The organism is Hypericibacter sp. (assembly GCF_050729195.1).
Taxonomy (GTDB): domain Bacteria; phylum Pseudomonadota; class Alphaproteobacteria; order Dongiales; family Dongiaceae; genus Hypericibacter.
Window position 1 is genome coordinate 1 of record NZ_JBOHKS010000111.1, and the last position, 13289, is coordinate 13289.

Consider the following 13289-nt stretch of genomic DNA (forward strand, 5'->3'; position numbering starts at 1 on the left):
CTTCACTTTGCGCGTTGTGCGTGAGGATAGTTATCGCCGATTCCGACGGGACTTCAAGTTGCTCGGGGCGCCCCTTGCACGCGGGGAAACGGCGTTTCATTATCCCCGCCATTCTATGAAGAGGGAAAATGAGGATGACCGGAATTCTCCGTCTCCATCGCGAGCGCGTCCAGCCGGGCTGGATCGACTACAACGGTCATCTCCTCGACGCCTACTATCTGCTCATCTTCAGCAACAACACCACGACCTTCATGGAGCATATCGGTCTCGGCGAGAAGGAGCGGGCCGAGAAGGGCCACAGCCTGTTCACGCTCGAGGTCCATCTGAACTATCTGCGCGAGATCAAGGTCGGCAAGGAGACCTGGACCGACACCCAGATCCTCGGCTGGGACGATAAGCGGCTTCACGTGTTCTATACGCTCTATGCCGAGGACGCGCCGGAGCCCCGCGCGACCAGCGAGCAGATGCTGATGAATATCGACATGAACCAGCGGCGCTCGGCGCCCTTCCTCCCCGAGGTTCGGGCCAGGATCGACCCGATTGCGCGCGACCATGCCGGCCTGCCGCGACCGGCGAATGTCGGGCGTGTGATCTCGCTGCCGCCGAAGAAGTGAACCGCGCCTTTTGACTCTTGAGGAATTCCGCCATTAGATGAGGGTAGCCGACAACCCTCTCACGGCCGGATTTCCGCCATGCCCACCGCCGCCCGGATCGATCTGCCCGAGACCCTGGGTTTTCTGCTTCTGCCCAAATTCTCGATGATGGCCTTCGTCTCGGCGGTCGAGCCGCTGCGGGTCGCCAACCGGTTGGCCGGTGCCGCGCTCTATCACTGGGAGATCGTGTCGCTCGACGGCGCCTCGATCGCGGCCTCGAACGGCATGGGGCTCGTGGCCGATCGCAACCTGGGGCAACTCGGCCGCAGCCCCTCGCGCTATCGCACCGTGGTGGTGGGCGCCGGCTTCGAGCCGGAGCAGGGCTATGACCGGCGCATCCGCGACTGGCTGCGCCGGCTCGACCGCAACGGCGTCGAGCTGGGCGCCATGGACACCGGCAGCTTCGTGCTGGCGCGCGCCGGATTGCTCGACGGCTATCGCGCCACCACCCATTGGGAGGTGCTCGATTCCTTCCGCGAGCAGTTTCCGAAGGTCGAGGCCGAGGGCGGCCTCTTCGCCATCGACCGCAACCGCCTGACCTGCGCCGGCGGCACGGCCGCGCTCGACATGATGCTTCACGTCATCTCGCGCCGGCATGGCCATCGCCTGGCGACCGCCGTCTCCGAGCAGTTCATCCATGCCCGCATCCGCGACCCGCAGGACCGCCAGCGCATGGAGCCTGCCGCAAGACAGGGCGTCTCGCATGCGGGGCTGGGCCGCGCCATCGCGCTCATGGAGAAGAATCTCGAGGAGCCGCTCGATGCCGGCCGCATGGCACGCGCGGCCGGCCTGTCGCAGCGGCAGCTGGAGCGGCTGTTCCGCCTGCATCTCAACACCACGCCGCAGCGCTACTATCTCGATCTGCGGCTGCAGCGGGCCCGCGCCTTGTTGCAGTACAGCGAGATGCCGGTGGTCGAGGTCGCGGTCGCCTGCGGCTTCGGCTCGGCGGCGCATTTCTCGCGCAGCTATCGCAGCTGGGCCGGCCGTCCACCGCGGGCCGAACGGCGTCCCGGAGCCGCCGAGGCCTGATCCTTTGAGCCTTCTCGAATGCGCTTGCCGCTATGGCGGAAAACGTCATATTGGCGGCGAAATCCGTCAAGCGGAGGCGGCCCTGCGGGCTGACCATCGCGCCCAGCTTCAAAAGACGTCCCCAGGGAGGAGAGCCCCATGAATTACGATGTTGTCGTGACCTGCGCCGTGACCGGCGCCGGCGACACGGTCGGCAAGCACCCGGCCATTCCGGTGACACCCAAGCAGATTGCCGACGCGGCGATCGAGGCCGCCAAGGCGGGGGCCGCGATCGCCCATATCCATGTGCGCGATCCCAAGACCGGCAAGGGCGCGCGGACGGTCGAGTACTACAAGGAAGTGGTGGACCGGATCCGCTCCAGCAGCACCGACGTGGTGATCAATCTCACCGCCGGCATGGGCGGCGATCTCGAGGTCAATGACGGCAGCCCGACCAGGCCCGGCCCCGGCACCGACCTGATCAGCGCGATCGAGCGTCTGCCCCATGTCGAGCAGTTGTTGCCCGAGATCTGCACGCTCGATTGCGGCACGCTCAATTTCGGCGATGGCGAGACGATCTATGTCTCGACGCCGGTGATGCTGCGCAAGGGCGCCAAGCGCGTCCAGGAGCTGGGGGTGAAGCCCGAGCTCGAATGTTTCGACACCGGCCATCTCTGGTTCGCCAAGCAGATGTTCAAGGAAGGCCTGCTCGACGCGCCGCCGCTGTTCCAGATCTGCCTCGGCATTCCGTGGGGTGCCCCGGCCGACACCGTCTCGATGAAGGCGATGGTGGACAATCTGCCCGAAGGCGCCAACTGGTCGGCCTTCGGCATCGGCCGCAACCAGATGCCGATGGCGACCCAGGCCGCCGTGCTCGGCGGCAATGTGCGCGTCGGTCTCGAGGACAATATCTGGCTCGACAAGGGCGTCCATGCCTCGAACGGCACGCTGGTCGATCGCGTCGTCAAGATTCTGAATCTCATGGGCGCCAGGGCCGTCACGCCTGACGAGGCGCGCAAGAAGTTCGGCCTGAAGAAGCGCCACTAAGCGTCAGCACGAAGGGAACGACCCCATGGCGAACGAGATCAAGACCTGTGCCGTCATCGGCACGGGCGTCATCGGTGCGGGCTGGGCCGCGCGCTTCCTGGCGCATGGGCTCGATGTCGTGGCCTGGGATCCCGGCCCGGATGCCGAGGCCAAGCTCAAGGCCAGCCTCGAGAATGCCTGGCCGGCCTTGACGCGCCTCGGTCTCAAACAGGGCGCCGACCTCAAGCGTTGCCGCTTCGTGAAGACCGTCGAGGAAGCGGTGAAGGGCGCCGATTTCGTCCAGGAATCGGCGCCCGAGGTGCTCGAGCTCAAGATCAAGCTGCATGCCCAGATCGACGCCGCGGCGCGGCCCGACGTGATCGTCGGCTCCTCGACCTCGGGCCTGCTGCCGACCGACATGCAGGCGAAATGCAAGCATCCGGAGCGGCTCGTGGTTGGCCATCCCTTCAACCCGGTCTATCTGCTGCCGCTGGTCGAGGTGCTGGGCGGCAAGAAGACGGCGCCGGCCTCGGTCGACCGCGCCTGCGCCTTCTACGAGTCCATCGGCATGCGGCCGATGCGGGTGAAGAAGGAGATCGAGGGCTTCGTCGCCGACCGCCTATTGGAAGCGCTGTGGCGCGAATCCCTGCATCTCATCAATGACGGCGTCGCCACCACCGCCGACATCGACGACGCGATGCGCTTCGGCGCCGGGATCCGCTTCTCCTATATGGGCCAGATGATGATCTACCACATCGCCGGCGGCGATGCGGGCATGCATCATTTCATGAAGCAGTTCGGCCCGGCGCTGAAACTGCCCTGGACCAAGCTGGTGGCGCCGGAGCTGACCGAGGAGCTGATCGACAAGGTCGCCGACGGCACCACCGCCCAGGCCAAGGGCCGCACCGTCAAGGAGCTGGAGCGCTACCGCAACGACTGCATCATCGAGGTGATGGAAGCGATCGCGCGGGTGAAGAAAAAGCACGGGATGTCGCCGGAGGATTGAGCCGGCATACCCCTCCCCCTACCCCCTCCCGCAAGGGGAGGGGGCGTGGATAGTTGGAAGAACCTCGCCCTTCATCTCCCTCCGAGGGGGAGGCAGCGTGAACAATTATGCTCTAGCCCTCCCCCCTTGCGGGGGAGGGTAGGGAGGGGGGTGGCAGTGGGACTCGATATCGAAAGGCCGAGGCCATGGATTTCGGACTGAGCACCGAGCAGCAGCTCCTGGTCGACAGTGTGCGGGCCTTCGTCGAGGCGGAGCTCGTGCCTTACGAGAACGAGGTCGAGAAGACCAACGCCGTCCGCCCCGAGCTGATCGCGCAGATCCGGGACCGCGCGCTCAAGGCGGGATTCTGGGCCGCCAACATGCCGGAGGAACTGGGCGGCGGCGGGCTCGACCATGTCGCGCTGGCGCTGATGGAGCGCGAGCTCGGCCGCACCTCCTTCGCACTGCAATATGCCGTGGCGCGGCCCTCCAACATCCTGCGCGCCTGCGTCGGCGAGCAGATCGACCGCTATCTCAAGCCGGCGATCCGCGGCGAGCGCGTCGAATGCCTGGCCCTGACCGAGCCCGGCGCTGGCTCGGACCTGCGCTCGATGAAGACCCGTGCGGTGCGCCAGGGCGATCACTACATCGTCAACGGCACCAAGCATTTCATCTCCTATGCCGATGTCGCCGATTTCATCGTGCTGTTCGCGGCGAGCGGCGAGGAGCAGACGGGGAAGGGATCGAAGAAGCTCATCACCTCTTTCCTGGTCGACAAGGGCACGCCGGGCCTCGAAGTGCGCAAGGGCCCCAATTCGGTCTCGCATCGGGGCTATCACCATTGCGAGCTGATCTTCACCGACTGCAAGATCCCGGTGGCGCAGATCCTGGGCGAGGAGCATCACGGCTTCGACGTCGCCAACAAATGGCTCGGCGCCACGCGGCTGACGGTCGCGACGCAATGCGTCGGCCGCGCGCAGAAGGCGCTGGAGATGGCGACGCAATGGGCCGCGACGCGCAAGCAGTTCGGTCAGACCATCGGCAAGTTCCAGGGCGTCTCCTTCAAACTCGCCGACATGGCGACCGAGATCCAGGCCGCCGAATGGCTGGTGATGAGCGCCGCCTGGAAGGCCGACCAGGGCACGGTGCAGGACCAGGACTACGCGATGGCCAAGCTCTACGCGACCGAGATGCTGGCGCGCGTCACCGACCATGCCGTGCAGATCTTCGGCGGCATGGGCCTGATGGAAGAGGTCGGCGTCGAACGCCTCTGGCGCGACGCGCGGGTCGAGCGCATCTGGGACGGCACCTCCGAGATCCAGCGCCACATCATCAGCCGCGCGCTGCTGCGTCCGCATGAGGGGTGAGGCCTAGCTTCGCTGTACGCTATTTCTCCCTCGCCACGCTCTCCCGGGAGAAGGCTGGCGCGAAGGATATTTCTTCTTCTGATGCCACCGGTTTTCCGCCGCTGCATTAGTCCTGGCGTTCCGCGAGCCATTGGCTTTCCCGACGCCGCGCCTCCTCGATTTGCGCAGGAGTCATTTTTGACATCACTCGATCGCGATCCGTTTTACTTTCATCCATAAGGGCATCATGGCGGCTTCTGCGTAGTCCTTCTTGACCCCATCACCCCTTAAAAAGATGGAGCCAATCAGATACTGCGCGGTAGCAGAACCTTGGTCGGCGGCTTGGCGGTATATTCTCATGGCCTCGGTATAGTTCATCGCGATGCCTATACCTTCATGGTACATCCGTCCGAGCTCTAACTGAGCGAGCACAAAGCCTTTGTCGGCTGCTGAGCGGTACCATTTCTCCGCTTCATGATAGTCCTTCGCCACGCCTAGCCCATGCTGATACATGGTTCCGAGAAGGTACTGGGCGGGTGCGAAACCCTTATCGCCCGCCATGCGGAGCCATTTCACGGCCTCATCGGAATCCCGCGTCACACCTTCGCCATCGAGATACATGCTTCCGAGCAAGTATTGCGCGGCAGGGTGTTGCTGAATGGCGGCTTTATGAAGCCACTTTTGCGCCTCGACGAGGTCCGGCGGCACCCCCTGACCTCGGGCATATATGACTCCAACAGCGTACTCAGCTTCCGCGAGGCCCTGGTCGGCGGCTGCTCGATACCATTTCAGCGAGTCATTGTAGTCCTGCGGAGCGCCTTCGCCTTTGTAGTACATCGAACCGAGATTGAGCTGCGCTATGGCGTTGCCGCGCTCCGCCAGCGATGAGCAGGCGGCGAACGCCCGCCCTGGATCCGTCTTCACCAGCACTATTGAGTCCGAGCAATCCTGCACATCGTCCGCGGGCGCCGGCGACGCCAAAGCGAACAATGAAACAAAGACAAGCACCGAGATGAGCCTTGGTTTCAACGAGCCCATGGTGAGCCTCGCCCATGGTCAGCATCTTCTTTCAGTCGGCATGGAGCACATCCATGGGTGGCAGATAAAAAACATTAAGAAAAAGTCACGGCTATAACTTTTGTTATGTTCTTTTTCTGGTTGTCGAGGAATCGTACTCCCTGGCGCGGGTACGTGAAGACGGTAATGCAACTGACACATTGGGGCCGCGGCGCCGAGTGACCTCAGTTCCCAAGAAGCGAAAGTCGAGCTGAAGAGGGGTCTGCGACCGATGAAGCGGCGGGCGGTCTCTGCGCACTAAGGCCAATGTGTCACAACGGGTTCTGTACCGAGGAGAGCAACAATGTCGGAAGCTCGTTCGAAAATCTCATTCGATGACATCGTGCCCGTGAGCCACTTGGAAAGGACCGCCAGTGCATCGCTATTCGCGGTTGGTGAGTCCATTCAGGGAGGACCGCTCGGTGATTCGCTGATTGGGAGCGCCGGGGATGACACGATTCGTGGTGCCGGAGGTGATGACACGCTCAATGGCGCCGCCGGCAGCGACACACTTCAAGGCGATTCCGGCAATGACAGTATCCTTGGAGGTTCCGGCGATGACAGCCTGTTCGGCTCTTCAGGCATTGACACCCTGATCGGCGACCTTGGCAACGACATCGCCAATGGCGGCAATGGCACTGATTTCGTCTTCGGAGCGGATGGCAACGACACGATCTTTGGCGGCAATGGCAATGATTACATCGAGGGCGGCAACGGCAACGACTGGATCGTTGCCGGCAACGGCGTCGACGGCGCCTATGGCGATAACGGCGACGACATGCTCATTGGCGGCGCCGGCAGGGACTTCCTTTACGGCGTGAATGGCAACGACACGATCGACGGCGGCAACGGCAATGACGATCTTCGCGGTTGGAACGGCAGCGACATAATCTTTGGCGGCAACGGCAATGACCTGGTGTTCGGCGAAAATGGCAACGACACGATCTACGGCGACAATGGCGTGGACTCGGTGTTCGGAGGCAATGGCACAGACTCCCTCGATGGCGGCAATGGGAGCGATGTGCTAGGCGGGGAGAATGGTAACGACACGCTTTTTGGCGGTGACGGCAATGACTGGTTGACGGGCTGGGACGGGAACGACACGTTGGATGGCGGCGTCGGTGACGATGTTCTCGACGGCCAGAACGCCACCGACAGCCTCTTCGGTGGCGCGGGCGACGACTTTCTTCTTGGTGGCAATGGTACTGATTTGCTGAATGGCGGCATCGGCAATGACACCCTTGATGGCGGCAACGGAATAGATCAACTCTTCGGGTTGGAAGGCAACGATATGTTGCTGTTCGGCAGCCGGAGCGATGAATATGTCGGAGGAACTGGAATCGACAGACTGGCAGTGGTGGATACTGATGTCCGCTTCGCCGGCTTCGACCAGAATACAAGCGGTCTCGAGATTGTTGATATGGGGCGTATCCACGCAACGAACGCCGTCACGTTGAATGCGGCCGACGTGCTCGATTTCGGCGGGACCACGCGCGAAACTGTGAACGGAAACACCGTCGATCTGGTTGTCCGCGGCGACACGTTGGGCACGACCGGCTATACCGATACCCTGCATCTGCAGCAGACCGGCGGAGTCGAGTTCGCGCTGGATACGAGCGGCGTTGCCCTCAACAATCCGGCTTATGGTGGTCCCAGCACGCTCTATGACATCTATAGCAATGGTACGGAGAATGTCGCCGTCGAACAGGGTATTACTGTAGCGGTCTGAGCCCTCCGTCTCCGTGTCAGAGATGGATCTATGGCGGGAGGAAATGGAAGGGGTTCGCCAGTCCGCCGGCGAATTGCGATCCGAGCGAGCAGCTTAGAAGAGCGAAGATGGTCCAATAAGCAATGACGAAGCGCGCGATATCGTTCGCGGTCATTTGTCTAGTGTTCACCGGTCTCTACGGACACGCCTTCGGCGAAGATGCGGGTGGAACCTGGACGACCGAAATCGAAGCGAAAATCGAAAAGATAAGAGCCGAACCAGATCCGATGGCGCGTTATCAACTTGCGTCGGAGCTGCCGGGTCTAGCGAAGCACGCGTCTACGTCGGATCCTGACCGAATTGATGATGGTACCATTGCTGATATCGCTCAACTCCTGCACAGCAATGACGACGCAGTCCGATATTGGGCGGCCCTGGCGCTCGGGCAACTTGGACCGAGAGCAACCGTCGCAGTGCCAGAACTTGAAACGGCCCTGGAAGAAGCCGAGTTGCGCGACAAACTGAGTATCGTGGGGCCGGAATTGAGCACGGCTGATGGAACACGTGAGGCTCTGAGAAAAATTACGGGCAGGGCCTATGAACCAAATCGCTGACTCCTTACGAATGGATCGGGGACTCTTAAGCAAACAAAGGTCTTCAGATGATCAGCGGCCTCCTGATGCTGGCGCTAACATCTTGCGACCGGATCTTGGAAGCCGGAGGCAGCCGAACAGCGGTGGCGGCGGATATTGAGTTTTTGAACGCCGATCAGACACCGGTCATTGATGCCCCAGTGTACGTTACCGAACATATCGGCACGAATCAGCTCGTAACTGAAGTGCTCAAAACGGATACGCGCGGGCGCGTTTCCTTGAAGGGCGACTATTGCTCCCCGATTGTCGTGTATATCCGTGGAGGAGGCGTTGTCGTTCAACGCGAAACTCTTGCGCCGTTCTATCGCGTGACGGTCAAGGGCGGTGACCAGCCACCACCCGATGCTTTTGCTGGTAAGCCGAAAGCCGAATACTTGGGATACTCCCGAACACACACAGACTGCGGTTGATCGCCGCCAGGTCAAATGATGACGGCCCTCATCCTTCGACAGACTCTGGATGAGGGCCCAAGCGGTGTTGGAATCTACTTCCGCTTCGGCTGCCAGAGCCCCAGATTGGCGCCGCTTGGATCGGTGATGATCGAGAGCGAGCCCATGCCCATCACCTCGGTCACGTCCTTCATCACCTTGGCACCGAGCTTCTTGGCCTTGGCGGTCGCGGCGGCGATGTCGTCCACCAGCACGTAGGGCAGCCAGAAGGACGGCGCGCCGGGGATCATCTGTTTCATCATGCCGCCGCCGGTGCCGTCGCCGACGCCGATCATGGTGTAGGTCATGCCGCCGCCCATCTCGACATCCTCGAGCTTCCAGTCGAACATCGACTTGTAGAACGGCTTGGCCTTGGTGAGATCGGTGCTGCTCAGTTCGACATGCACGAAGGGGTTGCCCATGATGGCTCTCCGGGTTGGGGTGACGCGGCATGGACTTCAGTCCTGGGCCAAAATATGTTCAAGAACATATTTTAGTTCCGGCGCACGCTGTCGATGACAATAAGGTGACGGACCATGCCCTATCCCCAGGACCATCGGCAGGAAACCCGCGAGAAGATCCTCGCCAGCGCCCGGCGCCTGTTCAACCGCAACGGCCTGTCCGAGGTCTCGATCGACGCGGTGATGGCCGGCGCCGGCCTCACGCGCGGCGGTTTCTACAGCTATTTCGACAGCAAGGACGAGCTCTATGCCGAGGCGATCACGCTCTTCACGCGCCGTTTCCCGAGCGAGCCCTGGCAATGCAGCATGGGCATGCCGCCGCCGGCCGACCGTCCGCTCGCGGCCACGATCGTCGACGCCTATCTCTCGCGCCAGCATTTCGAGGATATCGACGGGTCCTGCCCGATGCTGGGGCTGCCGAGCGATGTCGCTCGCGGTGGCGCCCCGGTGAAGGCCGCGTATCGCGAGGTCCTGGGCATGATGATTGGCGCCTTCTCGGCCAATCTCGGCCCCGATCGCAAGGTGGCCTATGAGCGCGCACTCGGCATCGCGGCGCTCTGCGTCGGCGGCATGGTGCTGGCGCGCGCGGTGGACGATCCGGCGCTGGCCGACGATCTGCGCGAGGCCGCGCGCAAGATGGCGCAGTCGATCGGCGCCTGGGACAAGACGCCCGAGCCCGCTTGAGCTTCGAGCCCGCCCGCTCCCGATGATCGGGAATGTCGCACGACAAGTCGTGACGCGACGATCACTGGCAAGGGCCATGATCGCTTGCTAGCTTGCCGCACCGCCCGAGCGCGGGAACAGAAAGCGGGAGCCCTCCATGGAATATCGCGACGAGGTCTATTTCCACAGCAAGCCGGAATCCGAGATCCCGTTCTCCGCCGAGGAATTCAAGAACCGCCTCTCGCGCATCCGCAAGGCGATGGCGAAGGCCGGGATCGACATGCTCTATCTGATGGCGCCCGAGAGCATGTATTACGTCAGCGGCTATCAGGCGGAGTGGTACCAGGCGCAGTCGCCGCGCCAATGGCCGGCGAGCTCCGCCATCGCGGTCCATGTCGATCACGACCATTACATCCTGTTCGACAGCGAGCGCGAGGCGATTCTCGGCCGCATCTTCACCGCCTCGACCGACACGCGACTGTTCCCGCGCAACTCGCAGCGTGACGGCGCCGCCTTCACGGTCGAGCAGCTGAAGGAAGCGGGCTGGCTCAGAGGCACCGTCGGCATGGAATTCTGGAGCTACCGGCCCAACCGCATGATCAGCCAGCGCACCGAGGCGCTGTTCCAGGCGGCAGGGGCCAAGGTCGTCGACGGGACCGATGTGCTGCGCCAGGTGCGCTGGATCAAATCGCCGGACGAGGTCACCTGCCTGCGGGAAGCGGCGCGCATCGCCAATATCGGCATGGCGGCGGCCAAGGCGCATCTGCGGCGGGGCGTCACCGAGCTCGAGATCTATGGCGAGATGGTCCGCGCGATGGCGGCGGCGGGCGGCGAGAATCCCGGCATCACCATGCCCGTCCTCTCCGGCACCAAGACCAACGCGCTCCATGGGCTCGCGACCCGGCGCAAGGTGCAGCAGGGCGATGTGGTGCTGGTCGATCTCAGCGGCGTCTTCAAGCGCTATCACATCAACATGGCCCGGACCTTCTCGATGGGCGAGCCGTCGCGCGACGTGATCGAGGTGACGAGCAAGGCGGCGACGGCTATGGCTTATATCCGGAGCCTGCTGCGGCCCAACCTCCCGGTCGGCGAGTTCAACCGGGCGATCATGGCGCATCTGGTCGAGGCGGGCTTATGGGAGCGGCGCGGCTGGGTGGGCGGCTATGAGATGGGGATCGCCTTCCCGCCGGACTGGGTCGGCAATTTCGTCTTCGATCCGCTCTCGGACCTCAACGCCGACCGGCTGTTCGAGCCCGGCACGGCGGTCAATTTCGAGCATCAGTTCTTCCTGCCGCGGCATATCGGGCAGTATTTCACCATCGACTCCTTCCTCTTCACCGAGAGCCAGGCGCGAGGCCTCTCGGCGGAGCCGTTCGATCTGATGGTGATCGAGTAGGGGCGGCACGCCGACAGAGCGAGGCTTCAGCCGCCGAGGAAGGAAGCGAGCTTCTCCAGCGAGGCGCGGCAGCCTTCCTCATTGTCCTCGGGCTTCACGCCGGGCGGGATGTTCTCGCAGGTGATGGTGACCTTGGTTCCCTCGCCGACGGGCTCCAATGTCGTGGTCACCGTCATCTCGCCCGAGAAGGCCGGGTCCGCGGATTCGAAGACGCTCTTCCAGACGATCTTCTCGTTGGGGATCAGTTTCTCGAAGCGGCCTTTGAAGGTATCCGTGCTGGGCGAGGTCTTGCCGCGCGAGGGCCGGTCGTCGTCCGGATAGACCAGCGACATGCTGAAGGCCCCGCCTTCGCGGGCGTCGAACGCATGGACGATGCCGCTCATGGAACCGGGCGGGAGCCAGGTCGCGACCGCGTCCGGATCCAGGAAGGCACGATAGACGGCCTCGGGAGGGACCTCGATGATCCTGGAAACGACCGTGCCCGCCCGTTCGCTCATATTGCCCATGATAGAGGGAAAACGGGCAGGGCGGCGAACTGTTCCGATCTAAAGGTCGAGCGTCAGGCTGGGCGTCAAGGCGCGCGAAACGCAGACCATCATGACATCGCCGCGCTGGCGCTCGGCCTCGGTCAGCAGCTGGTCGCGATGATCGGGCTTGCCGGCGAGGACCTTGGTCTCGCAGGTCCCGCAGAGGCCCTGCTCGCAGGAGGAGGGCACCTCGCAGCCGGCGGCGCGCAGCGCCTCCAGGATCGAGCAGGTCGGCGCCACCGCCACCTCGCGGCCGCTGCGCGCGAGAATGACCAGCAAAGCCGCGCCGTCGGCGGGGGCCGCCGTGAAGCGCTCGACATGGAGCGCCTCGGCAAGACCGGCGGCCTTGAAGCGCTCTTCCAGGGCATTCAGCAGGCCCGTCGGACCGCAGCAATAGATCTGGGCGCCGGCCGCCGCTGCCAACTGAATGCGGCCCAGATCGAGCAGGCCGGCCACGTCCTGCGGCAGGATCTCGACACGAGACGGTTCGATCCGATGGAGTTCCTCGACGAACGCCATCGAGCCGCGCGATCGGCCGCCATAAATGAGCCGCCAGTCGGCGCCGCGCCCATGGGCTTCGCGCACCATCGGCAGGATCGGCGTGATGCCGATGCCGCCGGCGACGAAGAGATAGCGCTTGCCGTCACGAAGGACGAAGGCGTTGCGTGGGCCTCGGACGGTGAGCGTCTGTCCGGCGCGCAGGCGATCATGGACCTCCGCCGAACCGCCGCGGCCGGCCTGTTCGCGCAACACCGCGATGCGCCAGCGACGAAGATCGCCAGGATCGCCGCAGAGCGAATATTGTCGGACAGTACCCGAGGGCAGTAGCAGGTCGATATGGGCGCCGGGCTGCCAGGCGGGCAGGGGCGATCCATCGGGGCGGCGCAAGATGATCGCGACCACGCCCTCGGCGGCCGGCACGATTGTCTCGATCTCGACGCGAAACTCAGGCGCCTCGACGCTCACGGGCCTATACCCGAAGGCCTTGCGTGTCGATCGCGCCGCTAGGCGCCGCCATGGGCGCGGGCCACGAAGTCGCGGAAGGCGCGGCGGTAGTTGAGCGTGTAGAGATCGGCCGGCACCGAGAACTCGACATAATTGCCGTCCCAATCGATCTCGCGCGGCTCGAGCGTCGTCGCCACCGGCACGTCCTCGAGATAGACCATCTCTTCGAGCCGGGCCCATTCTGCGAGGCTCTTGCCCTTGAAGGTCTTCTCGTTGGCGACGGCCAGGTAGTAACGGACCTTGGTGTAGGAGATCGGCGAGGGAAAGCCGGCCACGATGCGCTTGCCGAGAGTCTCGTAGTCATAGGTGATCGAAGCCAGACCCGGCGCCACGCAGTGATAGAGCATGCTGCAATTGCCGTCGGTCGCCCAGGG

At 63.5% G+C, this 13289-nt stretch carries 15 protein-coding genes; 10 read left to right on the forward strand and 5 right to left on the reverse strand.

The window, feature by feature from the left end; genetic code table 11:
* The first annotated feature begins 134 nt into the window (after positions 1-134).
* The 5 genes from ACREE8_RS08270 (at position 135) to ACREE8_RS08290 (ending at position 5039) form a co-directional block, all read left to right on the forward strand.
* On the forward strand, positions 135-614 hold the full coding sequence (locus tag ACREE8_RS08270; RefSeq protein WP_431572509.1) for a thioesterase family protein: 480 nt from the start codon (positions 135-137) through the stop codon (positions 612-614).
* Between the two features lie 78 nt (positions 615-692).
* The gene (locus tag ACREE8_RS08275; RefSeq protein ID WP_431572510.1) at positions 693-1682 is read left to right on the forward strand and encodes a GlxA family transcriptional regulator; all 990 of its coding nucleotides are present in this window, start codon (positions 693-695) and stop codon (positions 1680-1682) included.
* 138 nt (positions 1683-1820) lie between these two features.
* Positions 1821-2708 carry a 3-keto-5-aminohexanoate cleavage protein gene (locus ACREE8_RS08280; protein ID WP_431572511.1) on the forward strand — a complete coding sequence of 296 codons (888 nt, stop codon included), beginning with the start codon at positions 1821-1823 and terminating at the stop codon, positions 2706-2708.
* A 25-nt stretch (positions 2709-2733) separates the two neighbouring features.
* A complete protein-coding gene (locus ACREE8_RS08285; RefSeq protein WP_431572512.1) occupies positions 2734-3693 on the forward strand; it encodes an L-carnitine dehydrogenase in 960 nt (319 codons plus the stop codon).
* A 185-nt stretch (positions 3694-3878) separates the two neighbouring features.
* A complete protein-coding gene (locus ACREE8_RS08290) occupies positions 3879-5039 on the forward strand; it encodes an acyl-CoA dehydrogenase family protein (protein ID WP_431572513.1) in 1161 nt (386 codons plus the stop codon).
* Between the two features lie 183 nt (positions 5040-5222).
* Here ACREE8_RS08290 and ACREE8_RS08295 read toward each other — a convergent pair whose 3' ends face one another.
* Positions 5223-6056, reverse strand: a complete 834-nt coding sequence (locus tag ACREE8_RS08295) for a tetratricopeptide repeat protein (protein ID WP_431572514.1) — start codon at positions 6054-6056, stop codon at positions 5223-5225.
* 322 nt (positions 6057-6378) lie between these two features.
* On the opposite strand from ACREE8_RS08295, the gene ACREE8_RS08300 reads away from it, so the two are divergent.
* The 3 genes from ACREE8_RS08300 to ACREE8_RS08310 all read left to right on the forward strand — a co-directional run bounded on the left by ACREE8_RS08300 (position 6379) and on the right by ACREE8_RS08310 (position 8845).
* Positions 6379-7803 (forward strand): calcium-binding protein, encoded by a 1425-nt coding sequence (locus ACREE8_RS08300; protein WP_431572515.1) that lies wholly within the window; start codon positions 6379-6381, stop codon positions 7801-7803.
* 122 nt (positions 7804-7925) lie between these two features.
* Complete coding sequence (locus ACREE8_RS08305) at positions 7926-8396, forward strand: HEAT repeat domain-containing protein (protein ID WP_431572516.1); 471 nt, start codon at positions 7926-7928, stop codon at positions 8394-8396.
* A 47-nt stretch (positions 8397-8443) separates the two neighbouring features.
* Positions 8444-8845: a hypothetical protein gene (locus tag ACREE8_RS08310; RefSeq protein ID WP_431572517.1), complete on the forward strand. Its 402-nt coding sequence runs from the start codon at positions 8444-8446 to the stop codon at positions 8843-8845.
* A gap of 74 nt (positions 8846-8919) precedes the next feature.
* Here ACREE8_RS08310 and ACREE8_RS08315 read toward each other — a convergent pair whose 3' ends face one another.
* On the reverse strand, positions 8920-9285 hold the full coding sequence (locus ACREE8_RS08315; RefSeq protein WP_431572518.1) for a VOC family protein: 366 nt from the start codon (positions 9283-9285) through the stop codon (positions 8920-8922).
* A 114-nt stretch (positions 9286-9399) separates the two neighbouring features.
* Between ACREE8_RS08315 and ACREE8_RS08320 the strand changes: the two genes are divergently transcribed.
* Both ACREE8_RS08320 and ACREE8_RS08325 read left to right on the forward strand, forming a co-directional pair.
* Complete coding sequence (locus ACREE8_RS08320; protein WP_431572519.1) at positions 9400-10008, forward strand: TetR/AcrR family transcriptional regulator; 609 nt, start codon at positions 9400-9402, stop codon at positions 10006-10008.
* Positions 10009-10144: 136 nt separating this feature from the next.
* Positions 10145-11383, forward strand: a complete 1239-nt coding sequence (locus tag ACREE8_RS08325) for a M24 family metallopeptidase (protein ID WP_431572520.1) — start codon at positions 10145-10147, stop codon at positions 11381-11383.
* Positions 11384-11409: 26 nt separating this feature from the next.
* On the opposite strand, the gene ACREE8_RS08330 is transcribed toward ACREE8_RS08325, so the two are convergent.
* From ACREE8_RS08330 to ACREE8_RS08340, 3 genes are all read right to left on the reverse strand, one after another.
* Complete coding sequence (locus ACREE8_RS08330) at positions 11410-11880, reverse strand: SRPBCC family protein (protein WP_431572521.1); 471 nt, start codon at positions 11878-11880, stop codon at positions 11410-11412.
* A gap of 48 nt (positions 11881-11928) precedes the next feature.
* A complete protein-coding gene (locus tag ACREE8_RS08335) occupies positions 11929-12876 on the reverse strand; it encodes a PDR/VanB family oxidoreductase (RefSeq protein ID WP_431572522.1) in 948 nt (315 codons plus the stop codon).
* Positions 12877-12914: 38 nt separating this feature from the next.
* Positions 12915-13289: hypothetical protein (locus tag ACREE8_RS08340; protein WP_431572523.1), on the reverse strand; the 375-nt coding region annotated here is incomplete at its 5' end.